A 17,500-nucleotide genomic window follows, 5' to 3' on the forward strand; every position below is an offset into this window, starting at 1 on the left:
ACGCGGAAGTAGTAGTCCGCGGCGCCCACCGCCTCGCCCGCCTGCATGCGAGAGCGCGTGTCCGGCGGGATCCACAGTACGCCGCGGTAGCGGACGTAGACGAGGTGGCCGTCATGGGTGCGCACGGACAGCCGCACGTCCAGCCGGCCGACTCCCGACGCGTCCCGCACCATCCAGTCGCCGCCGCCGGGGAGAACGTCTCCGCTCAGGCGCTCTCCCTGGAAGGAACCGCCCGTGACGTAGAAGACCTGCCGGGTGCCGGACGGCGTCTGGCCGATGTTCTGCGGCGCTTCGATTTGCGCCGTCAGGTCGAACAGGTGCCGCGAGTCCAGCGGCCACATGGCCGGCCGGACGGCCCGCGTCACCCGTTGGCGCGGGCCGGGGAGATCGACCGCGCCCAGCGGGGTCGCCGCCAGAAGCGCGCCCCCGGCCGCGAGGAAGGAACGCCGGGATTGATGAGACACGGCTGGACTCCTTTCCGGAGAATGCCGTGGCGGCGGGACTGACCGTCTTGGGCAAGCCCTCCAGCCCTCCGCCGGTTCCGGACGCTTCATGGCGCCGCTCCGCACCGGCCGTCTAGACTGAGATATGGCAAGCGGAATCCCAGACGACGCCGTACTCGCCGCGGTCGCGCAGCGGTATGCGCTGCGCGGGGAGTGGCGACCCCTGGTCGGGTACGACGGGCGCAACTACGTCGTGCGGCGCCGCGACGGGGTGGCGGCGGTGGTAAAGGTCGCGTCGCCCCAAACGCCTACCGGGCAGATCGACCTCGAAGCGGCCCTCTATGAGCACTTGGCCGGCGCGGACATCGGCGTGGCGTTCCCGCGCCTGATCCCCACCCAGGACGGACGCGACAGGGTGTCGCTCGAGGACGGCCGGACGGTGCGCCTGCTGAGTTTCCTCCAGGGCGCCCTGTGGGCCGATCGGTCGACTCCCGCCTCGCCGGCGCAGCTGCTTGGCCTGGGCGAGACTTTGGGCAGGCTCACCGTTGCCCTCGAGCCCTTTTCCCACCCCGGCGCCGAGCGCCACCACGAATGGCGCGTTTCGGACGCCCCGCGGCACGGCGACGCGGTCGGCCTCGTGCCGGCGCCTCGGCGAGCGTTGGTGGAGAGGGCGCTGCTGGACTGCCGCGCGGCCATGCTCCGCTTCGGCAGCGAACTGCGGCGGGCGGTGATCCACGGCGACGCGAACGATCACAATCTGTTCGTTGACGGGGACCGGTTGGTGGGCCTGTGCGACCTGGGCGACGCATCCGTCGACTTCGTGGTCGCCGAGCCCGCGATCGCCATCGCCTACGCGGTCGTGGGAACCGACGATCCGCTGGAGGCGGCCGGCTCGGTGGCCGCGGGCTTCCACCGGCACGCGCCGCTGGCCGGCGCGGAGTTCGCGGCGCTGTGGCCGTTCGTGCGGGCGCGCCTCGCGGTCACGGTGCTGGTTGCCGCGCGCAGACGCCAGGAGCGGCCCGACGAGCCTTACCTCTACGTGAGCGAGGCGGGAGCGTGGTCGGCGCTGGAGGCCACCGCGGACGTGCCGCCTTCGTCGGCGGAGGACCACCTGCGGCGCGCGTGCGGGTTGTCCGCGGTTCACGACCGGGCCGCGGACGTGGAGACCCTCCGCGAGGCCCGCCGAGCCGTGATCGGTCCTTCCTTGAGCGTCTCGTACCGGCGCCCGCTCGCCGTCATCGCCGGGCGAGGCCAGTACCTCTTCGACGCCGACGGGCGAGCCTACCTGGACCTCGTCAACAACGTGTGCCACGTGGGCCACTGTCACCCGCGCGTGGTGGCCGCCGGTCAGGCGCAGATGGCGACGCTGAACACCAACACCCGTTACCTCTACCCGCAGCTCACCGAGTACGCCGAGCGCCTGTGCGGGACGCTGCCCGACCCCCTGTCCGTGGCCTACTTCGTGTGCTCGGGCACGGAGGCGAACGAACTCGCGCTGCGCCTGGCGCGTGCCCACACCGGGCGGCCCGGGCTCCTGGTGCTGGACGGCGCCTACCACGGCCACACCGGGACGCTCATCGGCGCGAGTCCGTACAAGTTCCGCGGGCCCGGGGGCTCCGGCGCGGCCGGACCCGGGGTGGCGACCGTGCCCACGCCCGATCCGTATCGGGGTCCCTTGCGGGGCGACGGGGAGGACGTGGGCATCCGCTACGGCGACGCGGTCGCGGCCGCCATCGGCGACAGCCCGCGACCCGTGGGCGCGTTCCTCGCGGAGAGCCTGCCCGGCTGCGCGGGGCAGATCGTGCCGCCACCCGGCTATCTGCGCACCGCCTTCGCCCACGTTCGCGGGGCGGGCGGCGTGTGCATCATCGACGAGGTTCAGGTAGGCTTCGGCCGGGTCGGCGAGGCGTTCTGGGGGTTCGAGCTCCAGGGGGTCGTTCCGGATATCGTGGTGCTCGGCAAGCCCATGGGAAACGGCCACCCGATGGGCGCCGTCGTCACGACCCGCGAGATCGCCGACTCGTTCGACAACGGCATGGAGTTCTTCAGCACCTTCGGCGGCAACCCCGTCTCCTGCGCGATCGGGACCGCGGTGCTGGACGTGATCCGGGACGAGCGGCTGCAGGAGCGAGCCGTCGAGCTGGGCTCACGGTTCGTGGACGGCCTGCGGGGGCTGTCCGATCGGTTCGCGTGCATCGGCGACGTACGCGGCGCGGGGCTGTTCATGGGCCTGGAGATCATCAAGGCCGGCTCCGACGTCGGCGCCGACGCGCCGCCGGCGCCAGACGCGACAGTGGCGGACGCCATCGTGCAGCGCATGCGCGAACTCGGCGTGCTTCTCAGCGCGGACGGGCCGGACCACAACGTCATCAAGATCAAGCCGCCCATGGTGCTGGACGCCGACGACGTGGACACGGCGTTGCGCCTGCTGGAAACGACCCTGGACGAGGTGGCGCCTTGAGCGAACGGGCTCCGACACGAATGCACCGGGGCCGGTGCCGAAGGGGCCCATCCGGGACCGGCGGTGGAGCCTCCCGGAGGAGGCGCCCAACTCGCTGGCTTCTACTGAGAGAACCTTCCGTCAACCCTGACCGGGCGCGGCACGTTGGAGGGGAAGCGACCAATGCCGAGAGCCGGCCCGGCGCCCCCCCAGCAGTAGGTTACGCCGTCCTCGGCCAGGGCGCACGAATGAGAGAAGCCAAGGGACACCTGCGCGAACCTCTCGTCGGACGACACCCTCGTGGGGCGACTGGCACATGGCGCGCCGGAGCAGTCTTCCTGCGCGATATCGACGCCGAGTTGCCCCCGATGGTCGTCGCCCCAGCAATATAGAACGCCCTGCGTGTCGATCGCGCACACGTGACCCGACCCGACCGCAACCCCCTTGAACGCAACTCCAGCGGGCGTTTCGGCGCGAACCGGGACCGGGCTACGGTCCATGGACAAGTCTCCGATCCCCAGTTGACCGAAAACGTTGCTGCCCCAGCAATGGATATCCCCGCCAGCGGCCACCCCGCAGGACGTGATGTCGCCCACCGAGATGGTCTGGAAGCGTAGCCCGCCGGCAACAAGTACCGGGACAGCGGAGAAGCCCTGGTTTCCATCGCCGAGCTGGCCGAATCCATCGGAACCCCAACACCAGGCCGCCCCGTCCATAGCAATGGCACACGAGTGGTTGCGGCTCACGCTGATTGTTCGAACCCGTTCTTCAAGCTTCACCTTCGTCGGCGCGGCCCGCTCAGTGAACGTTTCGTCGCCGAGCGGGGGGGAGGCTGCGCCCCAGCAGTATGCCAGGCTGTCCACTCCGATCCCGCATACGCGTTCGCCGCCGCCGTCTATCTGCAGGAACCCTACGGGGCCGAGCACCGCCACCGGTTCGCGGGCGGGCTCCACGTGTTCCGTGCTGTCTCCAAGGAAGCCGACGCCCCAGCAGAACCCCTGGCCGTCGGCGCGCACGCCGCAAAGACCGTGATCTCCGATCAATGACAGACCGACATCGGCCATACGGATCGGATACTCCGAACATGAAGTGGCTCCGAATCCACAGTCGATTGGTGCGCCGGCCCCGAGTTGGCCTTCCCCGTCGTCCCCCCAGCACCATGCGATCCCGCCCGCATCGAGGCCACACAGGTGCGAGGATCCCGATTGGATGTCTCGAAGAACGAACGGCTGGGGATCGAATACGGAAATGAATACGCTGCCCGAGGCGGGAGACGAGTCAACAGTCCTCGCCCGGATCTCGGCCCTTCCCTCCGCGACCCCGGTTACGAGCCCAGCGTCGCTGACAGACGCGATACCGGGATCGACAGAAACGAAGGTGAACGCAATTCCATCGATCGGAAAGCCATTGCGGTCCAGAGCCGTCGCCGTAACTGCCGAGGTGTCCCCAACCATCAGAAGTCTGTCCGATGGCCCCACCGTGGCAAACCGGGGCGACTGCTGGACCCTGACGAAGAGGACATCTCTAAGTCCATCCGCTATTAGCTCGACAACGGTTAGGCCGTTCCCGGTAGAACGAACCCAATCGCCCGACAGCCTGGCGACCAGCGTATCCCCACTCGACAAGGACAGCTGGCCCGCAGCCAGGGCGTTCCCGTACTCGTCCCGAGCCACATGCATCAACGCGGCGGAGTCACCCAGCGCGTCGAAGGAGAGGGAGTCGGGCGACAGCGAAAGAACGCTGGCGACGCCAGCTTTGACATCGAGCCGGAACGTCAAGCTCAGGGTCGGCACCGAGGCCAGCGTCGCCGAGAGAAGTTGCTCGGTCGCGAGCTCTCCCAGGCGCCAAGCGACAGTGGTCTCGCCGGCCTCATCGGTGGGGCCTGCTCCGCTCACCTCTCCATGCGGAACCGGATCTCCACTTGGCGAGAGCCTCCTGGACTCCCACGCAACGGGAATTCCCTGCGCGGGATTTCCCTCGACGTCGAGCACGCGGACCGTCACCGGAAGGACATCGGTCGCCCGGGCGGTCGTCGGCAAGGTAGTGGCGGACACAATGCGGGCAGGTGGGAGATCCCCGGGTGGGGCCGTCCCGCCAGTATCTGCTCCACAAGCCGCGCCACCGACCACAGCGGCCAGCGCGACGGTAAACTTCGCCGTGGCGTTCACCCTCTGGCCCTCTCCAGCAGCACCATCATGAGCAGGCTGAGCACGACCAGGCCCTCGGTCGATTCGGGTAGGTCGATCACCTCTTCGATGTCGAACCGGCTTTCCAGGAAGGACGGCCGCTTCAGCATGCGGAAGACGACGCGCCCGTCCTCGGTGGCGACGCTGTAGGTGGGGTTGAAGACGTAACCCGAAAGCATGTTCACGATCGGGATCCCCCGGAATATCCCGTCGAAGAATTTCACCAGCGCGTTGTCCTCGGCGATGTGCAGCGCGACCTGGCCCTCGGGGCCGACTATGTCGTAGTGCGCCTTCCACAGGGACTTCATTCCTCGGCGCCGCAGCGCTCCGAACGGCTCTCCGGTGGCATCTCTGAATATGTACGAAGCGGAAAAATCCACGACGCGATCGGCCAGGATGGTGGCCAACTCGCGGGTCTGCGTTTCATCCGCGTACACGGTGACGGCTTCGCGCAGCTTGAAGGCTTTCTGCTTGACGAAGAAGACCAGGTCTCCGCGCGCATCGTGAACGCGGATCTGCGGGGAGATCGCCAGGATCTTGAATGTGAGTCGAAGGGGATAGTCCACGGCTCGCGTGTGGTGTGGGGTAGACTAGTCTGCGCGAAGCGGTTTGATCCTTCGGCCGGCGAGGGAATCTTCGATGAGCACCGCGAGCCTGCGGCGGCGCGTCCCTTCCCGCTTCGCGTCCATGATCCAGCGCGCCACATCCCGGCGGTAGGACGGTGGCTGAGACTCCAGGTACTCCCAAGCCGCCCCCGCGGCCTCGAGTTCTGCCAGGTAGTCGTCGCGCAGCGCTGCCGTTCCGCGCCATTCTGACTGCCTGCGGGCCTCGGCCTCGTCGGCTCCCGCAAAGGCCGCCAGTCCCGCGGGGGTCATGAGGCCGGCCGCTTCGAGCTCGCCGACCCGGCCTAGGTTGACAAGGCTCCACTTGCTGCCCGGCCGTCGCGGCGTGAACCGCACCTTGTAAGCGGACTCGTCCAAGGACCTGCGGAGGCCGTCGATCCAGCCGAAGCAGAGCGCCTGATCGCGCGACTCCTCCCAGGTCACGCTGGGTCGGCCCGTGGCCTTCTTGTAATAACCGACCCAGAGCAGGTCGGCCGATTCGTGGTGCTCGTCGAACCAGCCGCGCAGGTGGTTTGGAGTCGGAAAGAAGACGGGGTCGTCCAACGGCCGGTCGGCGCGTGCAGTCACGTTCCGGCGATCGCCGCGACGATCTCTCTGACCGCGTCGGCCATGTCGACCTCACCCCGCAGGTACCCTTCCCAGTGACGCTCGATGGGACCGCGCAGGCTCGGCCACGCGTTCGCGTACAAGCCCTGAGCGTAGAGGTAGGGCGAGTAGCTGGGGTAGCCGTGCTCGGCGAGGAGTCGACGCGTCTCGTAGCCCGCCGTGTGGAAGAGCAGCACGTGCCACAGGATACGTGGGGCCTCGACGTCCAGCGACTCGGTCGCAGTCCGGATCGCGGCCGCGATGGCTCCACGCCGGCCGCTGACCAGCGTGTGGGAGGCCTCGTGGAAGATCATCTCCAGCGCGGCGTCACCCACGTACGCGGGGTCGGCGGCGGAAACGACGATGTGGTTGGGCTCGAAGACGGTGTTTGCGCCGCCGGGCCCGGCCCAGCCCGCCACGTCGACCCTCATGCGGGCCGGCCACGGCGCGCCGAACGCGGCCGCCAGGCGGGCCATGAGCCGGTCCTCGTGACGGACCAGGCGCGGCAACAGGCTTGCCGCCCACTCCCGATTGCGGGCGTCGTGCTCCGGCCACCAGCAGGCCCGGTACGCCGCCTCGGCGGCCGCGAGCGCCTCCAGCACCGGGCCACGCACGGAGTCCTCTACCTCCATGCCCACGTCGAAGCCCGCGACCTCGTACCGGATGGCGATGGCGGGCCCATCGAAGTGGTGCCGATCCATGATGGCGGCGTAGGTCACTTCGGCGCTCCGCCAGCCCGCGCTTGACGCTTCGTCCATTCCGGCGAGGCACGCCTCATCCTTCGCCCGTCGGTCCCCGGCCGTGGCCGCGCGGCCGTGCGCGTCCAGCGTATCCGCCCTGACACGCGCGTACAGGAAGTCGTGGAGGTTGAGCCGCTGGTCGCTGTGCAACTCGAACGCTCTCGAAGCCGCCACGAAGCTGGGCGGGGCGCCGTCCGCCTGCGCGGTCGCCTGCGCGGGCAACACAGACGCCAGGGCCGCCACGAGCCCGACTCGCGCGCAGAGAACCGCACACCGAGCACGCACACCCTCAACGGTGCCGGATTCCATGGCGGCTAACGCAGAACCCACTACTCTGCCTCTCGCCAGCTTCCCATCGCCTCGTACTTGGCCCAGCGCGTGGCGCGGCGTTCGTCCGCGGACATGGCGACGAGTTCGTCGAGGTGCCGCACGAGCGCCTCGTGCACTGCATCCGCGGCCTCGCCCGGGCCGTTGTGCGCTCCCCCCTGAGGCTCCGGAATCACCTCGTCGACCACGCCCAGCTCGATCAGGTCCGGGGCCGTGATCTTGAGCGCCTCCGCGGCCTGGTCCCGCCGGTCGGCGGTCTTCCATAGTATGGCGGCGCAGCCTTCCGGCGAGATGACGCTGTATACGGAGTTCTCCAGCATGAGGATGCGGTCCGTCACGCCCAGCGCGAGCGCCCCCCCGCTGCCCCCCTCTCCGATCACCACGGACACGAGCGGCACCCCGAGGCCCGCCATCTCGAGCAGGTTGCGGGCGATGGCTTCGGCCTGCCCACGCTCTTCCGCGCCCAATCCGGGATACGCGCCCGGCGTGTCGATGAGCGTCACGACGGGGTGCCCGAACTTGTCGGCCTGGTGCATCAGCCGAAGCGCCTTGCGGTAGCCCTCCGGGTGGGGCATGCCGAAGTTGCGGCGCAGGTTCTCCTTCATGTCGCGGCCCTTCTGGTGGCCGATGACCATCACCGTGCGCCCGTCCAGCCGCGCCCAGCCACCCACGATCGCCTCGTCGTCCCGATACGCGCGATCGCCGTGCAACTCGGTCCAGTCCTCGAACACCATGTCGATGTAGTCGAGGGCGTAGGGGCGCTTGGGGTGGCGGGCGAGCTGCACGCGGTTCACCGCGGTCATGTTGCGGTAGACCTCTTCCCGCTGCTCGGCGAGCTTGACCTGGAGGACCTCCAACTCGGCGCTCACATCCAGCTCGTGCTCGCGTGCCATGCGCTGCAGCTCGGTGATCTGGCGCTCCAGCTCCGAGATGGGGCGCTCGAAGTCCGGCTGGCCGACGACGATGTCGCCGTTGGGGGCGGAGTCGGACGTCATGCGTCTGCTCGGACCGCGGTGAAATCGCTCATGGGTCTGGAAATGAGGGGCCCCGCGAAGGTTCGCGCAAGCGCGGGGGTCGCGCCCGCGCTCGCGGAACGGCGGGATTGCACGCTGCGGCCCGGGCGTCCTCCCCGGCCGCAGCGTGCGGAAACGGCTTCCGTCCTACGCGGCCGCCGCTTGCGCGGAGGGCGCCCCGTAGATTCCGCCCACGACGGCTCCGTAGATCAGGTGCCCGACCAGGGCGCCCATGGCCATGGAAGCCGACCCGGAGAAGAAACCGAGTCCCATCATGGGCATGAGAACGACCTGCAAAACCAGGAACGGCGCCAGCGCGAAGAGCGCCCCTCGTGCCACCGGCGGGCCGGGCAGCTTGCCGGCCACCGAGCCGTAGATGCCGGCGAGCACGATCCCGATCATGAAGTGGGCGATCCAGCCCATCATCGCGTTGTCGGCCATGAATCCGGCGAGCATGTCCGCGGGGTTCATGGGCGGCATGCCCATCATGGGTGCGATCTTTGTCGCCACCAGCGTCATCACGGCGGTTCCGACCACTCCGGCGAGCGCAGCACGTCCCAAGTTCGTGTTCATGTGCCCTCCAACAAAGGGTGCGGACCGGCGCACGCGGGGTCTCCGGTGGCGGTCACTCGCGGGCGTTACCGTCAACGCGCCGCATCGAGTCGAGGAAGGCGAGGGAACGTCTCCGGGTTCCTGTAGGGGTGGGGCGAGCCCGCCGCTACACGCCTTCCACCCGCACGAGCCGTACGTGCTCGTCGCCGAAGAGCGCGCGCAACTCCGCCATCAGCACGGGCGTCACGTCCACGCGCAGCGAGCGCGAGCGGAAACGCTGCACTTCGCCGCCGTTCCCGTTTTCGCGGCGCCAGAGCAGCGTGACCGGGGAGGCCCCCCGGTGATCCTTGAGCGCGCGCGCCGCGGTCTCGACCTGCTCCACCCCCGTGAGGCCCACGCCCAGGTCCAGCTCCAGCGCCAGCGCCTCGCCCTCGCGGATGTCGCGCAGGGGCACCACCTCGCGCAGGAAAATCGGCGGCGCGTCCTCGTCGCGCTCCTTGCCGCTCACCTCCCCGCGCACCAGCACCGCCTCGTCCTGCGCGATGCTGGAGCGGTTCTCCTCCCACGCCTCGCCGAACGCGAGTACCGTGGCGGTGCCGTGGAAATCCTCGACCGACAGCCGGGCCCATTCGGCGCCGTTGCGGCGGGAAAACTGCCGTTTGAGCCCGGTGACCACGCAGGGCAGCTCGACCGTGCGGTCGCGGTGCTCCTTCAGGTTGGCCGTATTGACCCCGCTGAACGCGCCGAGCACGTCCCGGAAGCGTTCGAGCGGGTGGCCGCTGATGAAGAAACCCAGGATTTCCTTCTCCCTGGTGAGCCGTTCCTTCTCCGGCCATTCGGCGACCTCCGGCAGCCTGGGCGCCGGCCTCCCCGGTGCGTCCGCGCCGCCGCCGTCGAACAGGGACGCCTGGCCCACCTCGGCTTCCTCGCGGCGCAGGCTGGCCTCACGCATGGTGGCCTCCAGCCCCGCCATGAGCGGCGCCCGCCGGCCCAGCGAGTCGCACGCGCCCGACAGGATAAGCGCCTCGAGCGCACGTTTGCCGCACGCGCGCGAATCGGTGCGCTGGCACAGGTCGAAAAGGGACTCGAAGGGGCCCTCTTCGCGCGCCTCCACCACCGAGCGCGCCGCTCCCTCGCCCAGCCCGCGGATCGCCCCGAGGCCGAACCGCACCTCGGCGTCCGATACGGGCGTGAACGCCCACGCCGATTCCTCGATCGAAGGCGGCAGGACCTTGATCCCGTCGGCGTAGCCCGGCACCGACCGTCCCAACTCGCGGCACTCGTTGATGTACTTCACCACGTCGTCGGTGCTGCCGACCACCGCGGTCAGCACCGACGCCATGAACTCGGCGGGGTAGTAGCGCTTGAGCCACGCGGTGCGATAGCTCAGCAGCGCGTACGCGACCGAGTGTGACCGGTTGAAGCCGTAGCGGCCGAAGGTCTCGATCTGCGCGGAAATCTCCTCGGCCTGCCGCTGCGGGACGCCCGTCTCCACCGCGCGCTCCACGAACTTGCCCAGCTCGCGCCGGATCAGCGCGGCGTCCTTCTTACCCACCGCCTTGCGCAGCACGTCGGCTTCGGCGAGCGAGAACCCCGCCAGCACCTGCGCGATGCGCATGACCTGCTCCTGGTAGGTAATGACGCCGTAGGTGGGCGCCAGCACCTCCTCCATCTGGGGCAGCGGGTAGGTGACCGGCTCGCGCCCCGTCTTGCGGCGCACGAACACGTCGGTCATGCCGCTGTCCAGCGGGCCCGGACGGATCAGCGCGTTGGTCGCGACGAGGTCCTCGAAGCGGTCGCAGCGCATGGCGCGCAGCTTGTCGTTGGCGAGCGAGGACTCGAACTGGAACACGCCCATGGTACCGCCGCGGGCGAGCATTTCGTAGACGCCCGGGTCGTCCAGGGGCACGTCCTCCATGCGCCCGTGGACGGCGCCCGTGTCGGGGTGCTTCAGGGCTCCGTGACGCTCGCGGATCCAGGCCTCGGTGTCGTGGATCACCGTGAGCGTCTTGAGGCCGAGGAAGTCCATCTTGAGCATGCCGGCCTGCTCGAGCGCGATCATGTCCCACTGCGTGACCAGCGCTTCTTCCTCGCCGTTCCCTCCGGACCCCTTGGTGCTCTGCGTGCACACGGGCACGTACTCGTGCAGCGGTCCCGGGGCGATGACCACGCCGGCGGCGTGAACGCTCGCGTGGCGCGCCAGGCCCTCCAGGGTCTTGGCGTACTCGACGAGCGTATGCACGCGCTCGTCGTTGCGGACCAGCTCGCGCAGCTCGGTGACCTTGTCCGCGGCCTCGCCTACGGTGAGGGAGTTGTTGGGTGCGTTGGGTATCAGCTTGGCCAGCCTGTCCGTTTCGGACGGCTCGAAGCCCAGCACGCGGCCCACGTCGCGCACAACGGCGCGCGACTTCATGGTCCCGAACGTGATGATCTGTCCCACCGAATCGCGGCCGTACTTCTCGCGCACGTAGTCGATGACCTCGCCGCGGCGCTCGTAGCAGAAGTCCACGTCGATGTCGGGCATCGACACGCGGGCCGGATTCAGGAAGCGCTCGAACAGCAGGTCGAACTCGAGCGGGTCGACGTCGGTGATGCCGAGCACGTACGCCACGAGCGACCCCGCCGCCGAGCCGCGCCCGGGCCCAACCGGGATGCCTCGCTCCTTGGCCCAGTTGATGAAATCCTGGGTGATCAGGAAATAGCCCGAGTAGTCCGCGTCGGGGTTCTCCGTGATGACGGACAGCTCGTACTCGAGCCGCTCACCGATTTCTTCCGTCAGGTCCTCGCCGAACTTCTCGCGCGCGCGTGCGTAGGTCATCGACCTGAGCAGGTCCTGCTCGGTCGATGCGTCTTCCGGCAGAGGGAAGGACGGGACGTGGTAGCGCTTCTTCAGCACGACGTCCACCTGATCGGCGATCGCGAGCGTGTTCTCGATCGCGTCCGGCCGGTCGGCGAACCGCTCGCGGATCTCCTCCGGACCCTTGAAATAGAGGCCCTGGTCGTACCGCATCCGGCTCTCGTCGGTGCGGTCCTTGCCGAGCCCGATGCACAGCAGCACGTCGTGGGCGTCGTGGTCTTCGGGGCGCAGGAAGTGTGCGTCGTTGGTGGCGATCACCGGCAGGCCCATGTCGTCGGCGAGCGAAAACACGGCTTGGTTGAGCGTATCCTGGCCGGGCGTGTCGTGCGCCTGCACCTCCAGGTAGTAGCGCCCGTCGAAGACGTTGGCGTACCACTCCGCGGTCGCGCGCGCGGCGTCCCGCTGGCCGGCGGTTAATTGGCGCGCCACCTCGCCGGCCATGCACGCGGACGACACGATCAGCCCCTCCGAGTGCGCTTCGAGGACCTCACGATCGACCCGCGGGCGCCGGTAGAAGCCCTCCAGATAGCCGATCGAGCTCAGCCGGACGAGGTTGCGGTAGCCGACCGCGTCGCGCGCCAGCAGCACCAGGTGATAGTACGGGCGCTCGCCCGGCGAAGGGGTCCGGTCACGCCGGTTTCCGGGCGCGACGTACGCCTCCATCCCGACGATGGGCTTCACCGTTTTGTGCTTCTTGGCCTGCTGCAGGAAGGTCCAGGCGCCGAACAGGCAGCCGTGGTCGGTGAGCGCCAGCCCGGGCATCTCCAACTCTTCGGCGCGCCGGTACAGGTCGGTGATCCGGTTCGCCCCATCCAGGAGCGAGAATTCGCTATGTGTGTGTAGGTGGACGAAGCTCACGTGACGGTCGCGGTCCGGGACGATGCGTGAGCGCGGATACTACCCGCGGGGATGGGCGCCGGCAATCGGCCGATCCGGCGTCCGCGCGGATGGGGCAGAGTTACGCGCGATCGTCGCCGTTCGGCGAGCGCAGCGCCACCTCCGCCGGTGCGGCCGTCGCCCCGCCGCACTCGAACGTGCCCAGAATCGTCCGCAGTTGCATGACGTACTCGAGCTTGTCCTTGCCCGGAGCGTATAGCCAGGAGTCGATGAAATAGGTGCGATCCTGCTCGGCGCACGACACGACCCTGGAGATGAACGCGCCGCCGCCGGGGTGGTACGTTTCTCCCGAATCGGGGTCGGGCTCGGGCGTCTGCCAGCGTCCCTGGACCTCCAACACCCCACCCTCCAGGGTGCTTTCAATCAAGGGATCTCTTACGGTGATCATGCGCCGCGGATAGTTCGTCACGACGGAGTCTCGCCAGTCCAGCAGTTCCTCGGTGGTCACGTCCGTGCGCGCGCCACCCACCGCCTCAATCTGAACGTAGCGCGCCAGAATCCACGGGTCCGGCAAGTCGTTCTTGAAGATCCGTACGCCCTCGGCAGGGACCTCCCTGTAGACCCGCGGCAGGATCAGCGAGAACCCCGACTCTTCGCGGAGCCGCTCGGCGAGGTCTTCGTTCACGCCGCTCACGTACATGCGCTGCAGCATGTAGAAGCGGAATCGCTCGTCCACCCCGCGGCGCACGTCGCCGAACACGGGTAGCCCCGCGCTGGGAGGGCTCTGGGGGTCCAACGCGATCGCCGTGACGTGCTGGCCGAAGGCCCATACGTCGTCCACCTCGAGCAACGCGGGGAGTCCGACCGGCGCATCCTTCGCCCGCCCCACCGCCGGCGCGACCCAGGGATCGTCCGGGCGCCCGATCACCAGGACCTGCCGGAACTTGCGGTATTCGCTCACGCGAGGATCGTTGGGCACGACGTGCGTCACGTCGAAGGCGCGCTCGTCCCGCAGCGTGAACACGACCGGCTCCAGGGCCGTGCGCAGCGAATCGCCGAGCGACTCCCACACCTGGTCGGTCGCGATGACGATGATGCTCGTGGGCGTGCCGTAGGCGACCGATGAGCGATCCATTCCGCACGACGCCATCGCGCACGCGGATGTCACGAGCAGGACCGTCTGGCGTAGGCGCATGGTGGCTTCCGCGATTGTTTGAGACACGCCGCGATGTGGGTCCGCAGTAGCCGGCGTCTTCTCCCATACACTTCCGACGCCGCGGTGCTCCGGCCCGGCGTCTTGGCCCGCGCCGGGGCCTCGCGTTACCCTCCGGCGATGACCGATCGGCTCCTCCTCCTCGGCCGCCGCGCCCTGATCGTGCTGGCCCTCGTGGCGCTGACCGCCTGGCTCACCGGACTGCCGCAAACGCCGGCCGGGGGGCTGACCGCGATCATGCTGGGCTTCAGCCTGCTCGCTGCGTACATCGCCGGGGGCGCCGCCGCGGCGATTGGGCTGCCGAGGGTCACCGGGTACGTGCTGATCGGGATCGCCGTCGGCCCCTTCGCGCTGGAGGTGCTGAGCGCGGACATGGTGGAGGATCTGCGCACGATCGATGAACTCGCGCTCGCGCTCATCGCGCTGACCGCGGGTGGCGAGCTGAAGATCAAAGACCTCCGCAGAATGCTCGCCCAGATCGTGGGCGTGAGCATAGCCGTCCTGGCTATCGTGGTCACCGGCATCTCCGCCATGGTCATCCTGGCGCGACCGCTTCTGCCGTTGCTCGCGGATCGCCCGCTCGGCTTCACGGTGGCGGTCGCGCTGCTGCTGGGAATCTGGTGCGCTAATTCCTCGCCGGACGCCACCATCGCGGTGATCAACGAAACCGGGTCGCGTGGGCCGGTGACCGAGACCATCCTGGGGGTCACGGTATTCAAGGACGTGCTCGTGATCATCGCGTTCGCCGCGGCGCTGTCGTTCGCGGGTCCGCTCGTGCAACCCGACGCGAACCTGGACGCGAGCGTCCTGGCTACGGTCGCCTGGGAGGTGGGAGGCGCGCTGGTGCTCGGCGCGCTCGCCGGCTGGGGGTTCTCGCTGTATCTGGTCCGCATCGGCGTGCGCAGCATACTGGCTACGCTGATCTTCACCTTCGTGCTCACGATCATCGCCCACGAACTCCACGTCGAGCTTCTCCTGCTCGCCATCGCGGCCGGGTTCGTGATCGAGAATTTCTCGCAGGCGGGAGACCAGCTCCTGAACGCCGTGGAGGCCAACGCGATCGTGGTGTTCGCGTTGTTCTTCGCGCTCGCGGGCGCGGCGCTCGACCTGGGGGCGCTGGCGGAGTTCTGGGCGGTCGCCCTGGTGGTCGTGGTGGCGCGGCTCGGCCTGACCTGGGCGGGCGTATGGGCGGCCGGCAGGGTGGTCGCGCTGCGGGAGGGAGTGTCGCGCCTCGCCTGGCGCGGCCTGATCTCGCAGGCGGGCGTCACGCTGGGGCTGTCGCTGCTCGTCCAGGACGCGTTTCCGGACTGGGGCGGCACCTTCGTGGCGGTTACCGCCGCGGTGATCATCGTGCACCTGCTGGTGGGTCCCGTACTGCTGAAGACGGCACTCCTGGCGTCGGGCGAGGCGCACGGTCGGCAGATCTACCGCGAGGCCTCCAGGTCCGCGGAATGAGCACGCACGGGCACCCGCACACCCACGATCACGGCCGCCACATGCGGGCGCACGACGTGGGACCGGGCCGGCTCCGGCTGGTCCTCGTGCTCACCGCGGGCTTCATGGTCGCCGAGGTGGCCGGCGGTCTGTTGTCCAACTCGCTCGCGCTGCTCGCGGACGCCGGCCACATGCTCACCGACGCCGGAGCGATCGCCCTGTCGCTGTTCGCGATCCGGTTCGCGCGCCTTCCGGCGACCGACGAGAAGACCTTCGGCTACTATCGGCTGGAAATCCTGGCCGCCCTCGTCAACGGCGCCGCGCTGCTGGTCATCGCGGGGTTCATCGTGGTGGAGGCGTGGCGTCGCATCTTCACGCCGGAGCCCATCGCGGGCGGGCTCATGCTGGTGGTGGCGACGCTGGGGCTCGGGGTCAACCTCGTCGCCGCCTGGCTCCTGCACGGCGCGTCCCACGAGAGCCTCAACGTGCGCGGCGCTTACCTGCACGTGCTCGGGGACCTGCTCGGGTCGGTGGGGGCGATCGCCGCGGCGCTCGTCGTGCTGCTGACCGGCTGGTTGCCCGCGGATCCCATCATCTCCGTGATCGTGGCGCTGCTGATCCTCGTGAGCGCCTGGCGGCTCGTTCGTGAATCGGTCGACGTGTTGCTGGAGGCCGTGCCGGCGCACATCGATCTCGCCGGGGTGCGGGCGGCCATGATCGAGTTGGAGCCCGTAGACGACGTCCACGACCTGCACGTGTGGACCCTGACAAGCGGCTACGTGGCGCTGAGCGCGCACGCCGTTGTGGCGGACCCCGCCGACAACCAGCGCGTGCTCGGGGAAATCCGTGATTGCATGGAGCGGCGCTTCGGCATCAGGCACGTGACGGTGCAGATCGAGCGCCAATCTCTGTACCAGATCGGGTCCGCCGGTGCGCCTCCCGAAGAGGAAGCGCGAGACCCACTCTAGCCGGTGGTGCCGACCGATTCCGAGGGCTAGACTGATCGTGCCGACTGCTCTGAGGAGATCTCCATGAAGATTCTCTGGCGCTTCGCCGCCGTGGCCTGCGTGGTCACCGCCACCGCTTTCGGCTGCGCGTCCCGCGGAGACGACGGCGACTTGCGCGTAGTCGGGGGGCCCCCGGTCGGAGACTATCTGGTCATAGACCCGGCCACTCCCCCGACGGAGGTCACGTTGCAGTTCGATGGCTTCGGCTACGTGCTGCGGCGGAACGGGCGCGAGATAGAGAGGGGAGGCTACCGCGCCACCGGCAACCGGCTTTCCTTCGTTCCGGAAGGTGGTCAGTGCGCCGGCGTCCTCAGCTTCTGGAACTGGACCTGGGGCGACGAGCGCCTGACGCTCAACTTCTTCGACGGGCGCTGCCCGGCGTTGCTCGGGACCCGCGGGCGGCTCGTTTTGAGTAGGCGCTAGGCCGTTACGGTACGCCGGACCTGGTTGGCCGGGACGGAGTTTGGGCGCGCCTCTTGCATTCTCCCGACCTATTGCGACGCGTGGCGGTTGGTCCGATCTTCTTCCGCTGCGCAACCCTGCTTTCCCCTCTCAGGAGGCACCACAGATGAAGAAGTTCTGGTTGCTCGCGCTGGTGGCCGTGTTCGGCGTGGCCGCGTGCGACACCGCGGAAGAGACCGCAGACGCTGCGGACGCCGCGGAAGAGGTAATGGAAGAGCCCGCCGAAGCCATGGCGATGGAGCTGCCGGCCGTGGGCGATTATACGGCGGTGGCGGTCGAGGGTGGCTCCGTCGAAATGGGCGAGGGCGACGTCGCCATGCTGCACCTCGAGGAGACCACGTGGGCGTTTACGGTCAACGGAGAGCCCATTTCCAGTGGCACGTGGAGCGCCGAGGAAGGGCTCGTCAACGTGGCTTACGAGTCCGGAGACTGCGCCGGCGAGACCGCCGTCTTCGACCTGGCGATGGACGATGAGGGCGGCTTCACCAACAACCTGGTGGAGTCCACCTGCGAGGCCGCGGTGACCATGGTCCAGTACGCTCCCTCGATGGACGACATGATGGAAGAGGAAGCCGACGGCGAGGACAACGGCGAGATGTAAGTCCGTGGACCCCGGCGCCATGCCGTGGGTAAGGGGCGCGCCACTCGGGGGATCCGGGTGGCGCGTTTCTCTTTTCGGGACCCGGGCGGTCCCACCAGACCATGATCCGTAACGTCGCCATCATCGCGCACGTCGACCACGGCAAGACCACGCTGGTCGACCAGATGCTCCGCCAGGCCG

The 17,500-nt window shown here is 68.9% G+C and carries 15 protein-coding genes (1 of these 15 cut by a window edge); 6 read left to right on the forward strand and 9 right to left on the reverse strand.

The window, feature by feature from the left end:
* Positions 1-464 (reverse strand): DUF3237 domain-containing protein (locus ABFS34_06745; GenBank protein ID MEN8375131.1); only part of this gene is annotated, 464 nt, incomplete at its 3' end.
* 124 nt (positions 465-588) lie between these two features.
* Between ABFS34_06745 and ABFS34_06750 the strand changes: the two genes are divergently transcribed.
* Entirely contained in the window at positions 589-2,904 is a 2,316-nt protein-coding gene (locus ABFS34_06750; protein MEN8375132.1) for an aminotransferase class III-fold pyridoxal phosphate-dependent enzyme, read from the forward strand.
* Between the two features lie 101 nt (positions 2,905-3,005).
* On the opposite strand, the gene ABFS34_06755 is transcribed toward ABFS34_06750, so the two are convergent.
* The 8 genes from ABFS34_06755 to ABFS34_06790 all read right to left on the reverse strand — a co-directional run bounded on the left by ABFS34_06755 (position 3,006) and on the right by ABFS34_06790 (position 13,798).
* A complete protein-coding gene (locus tag ABFS34_06755; protein MEN8375133.1) occupies positions 3,006-5,051 on the reverse strand; it encodes an Ig-like domain-containing protein in 2,046 nt (681 codons plus the stop codon).
* Complete coding sequence (locus ABFS34_06760) at positions 5,048-5,635, reverse strand: hypothetical protein (protein MEN8375134.1); 588 nt, start codon at positions 5,633-5,635, stop codon at positions 5,048-5,050. The genes ABFS34_06755 and ABFS34_06760 overlap by 4 nt, the downstream gene beginning before the upstream one ends.
* 24 nt (positions 5,636-5,659) lie before the next feature.
* Positions 5,660-6,259, reverse strand: coding sequence for a YdeI/OmpD-associated family protein (locus tag ABFS34_06765; protein ID MEN8375135.1), 600 nt, complete (start codon positions 6,257-6,259; stop codon positions 5,660-5,662).
* Positions 6,256-7,260 carry a hypothetical protein gene (locus ABFS34_06770; GenBank protein ID MEN8375136.1) on the reverse strand — a complete coding sequence of 335 codons (1,005 nt, stop codon included), beginning with the start codon at positions 7,258-7,260 and terminating at the stop codon, positions 6,256-6,258. The genes ABFS34_06765 and ABFS34_06770 overlap by 4 nt, the downstream gene beginning before the upstream one ends.
* A gap of 86 nt (positions 7,261-7,346) precedes the next feature.
* Positions 7,347-8,339: an acetyl-CoA carboxylase carboxyltransferase subunit alpha gene (locus tag ABFS34_06775; GenBank protein ID MEN8375137.1), complete on the reverse strand. Its 993-nt coding sequence runs from the start codon at positions 8,337-8,339 to the stop codon at positions 7,347-7,349.
* 165 nt (positions 8,340-8,504) lie between these two features.
* A complete protein-coding gene (locus ABFS34_06780; protein MEN8375138.1) occupies positions 8,505-8,930 on the reverse strand; it encodes a DUF6789 family protein in 426 nt (141 codons plus the stop codon).
* Between the two features lie 145 nt (positions 8,931-9,075).
* Positions 9,076-12,624 carry a DNA polymerase III subunit alpha gene (gene dnaE / locus ABFS34_06785; protein MEN8375139.1) on the reverse strand — a complete coding sequence of 1,183 codons (3,549 nt, stop codon included), beginning with the start codon at positions 12,622-12,624 and terminating at the stop codon, positions 9,076-9,078.
* A gap of 100 nt (positions 12,625-12,724) precedes the next feature.
* Positions 12,725-13,798, reverse strand: a complete 1,074-nt coding sequence (locus ABFS34_06790) for a DUF4837 family protein (protein MEN8375140.1) — start codon at positions 13,796-13,798, stop codon at positions 12,725-12,727.
* Positions 13,799-13,936: 138 nt separating this feature from the next.
* Here ABFS34_06790 and ABFS34_06795 point away from each other — a divergent pair, with 138 nt between their 5' ends.
* From ABFS34_06795 to typA, 5 genes are all read left to right on the forward strand, one after another.
* Complete coding sequence (locus ABFS34_06795) at positions 13,937-15,271, forward strand: cation:proton antiporter (protein MEN8375141.1); 1,335 nt, start codon at positions 13,937-13,939, stop codon at positions 15,269-15,271.
* On the forward strand, positions 15,268-16,218 hold the full coding sequence (locus ABFS34_06800; GenBank protein ID MEN8375142.1) for a cation diffusion facilitator family transporter: 951 nt from the start codon (positions 15,268-15,270) through the stop codon (positions 16,216-16,218). The genes ABFS34_06795 and ABFS34_06800 overlap by 4 nt, the downstream gene beginning before the upstream one ends.
* 63 nt (positions 16,219-16,281) lie before the next feature.
* A complete protein-coding gene (locus ABFS34_06805; protein MEN8375143.1) occupies positions 16,282-16,680 on the forward strand; it encodes a hypothetical protein in 399 nt (132 codons plus the stop codon).
* Positions 16,681-16,825: 145 nt separating this feature from the next.
* Positions 16,826-17,320 carry a hypothetical protein gene (locus ABFS34_06810; GenBank protein ID MEN8375144.1) on the forward strand — a complete coding sequence of 165 codons (495 nt, stop codon included), beginning with the start codon at positions 16,826-16,828 and terminating at the stop codon, positions 17,318-17,320.
* A 101-nt stretch (positions 17,321-17,421) separates the two neighbouring features.
* On the forward strand, positions 17,422-17,500 hold the 5' end (the start) of the coding sequence (gene typA / locus ABFS34_06815; GenBank protein ID MEN8375145.1) for a translational GTPase TypA. It continues 1,790 nt past the right edge of the window; 79 of the gene's 1,869 nt are visible here — the first part of the coding sequence; its start codon is at positions 17,422-17,424; its stop codon lies off the right edge, out of view.

It is taken from the genome of Gemmatimonadota bacterium (assembly GCA_039715185.1).
Taxonomy (GTDB): Bacteria; Gemmatimonadota; Gemmatimonadetes; order Longimicrobiales; family RSA9; genus DATHRK01.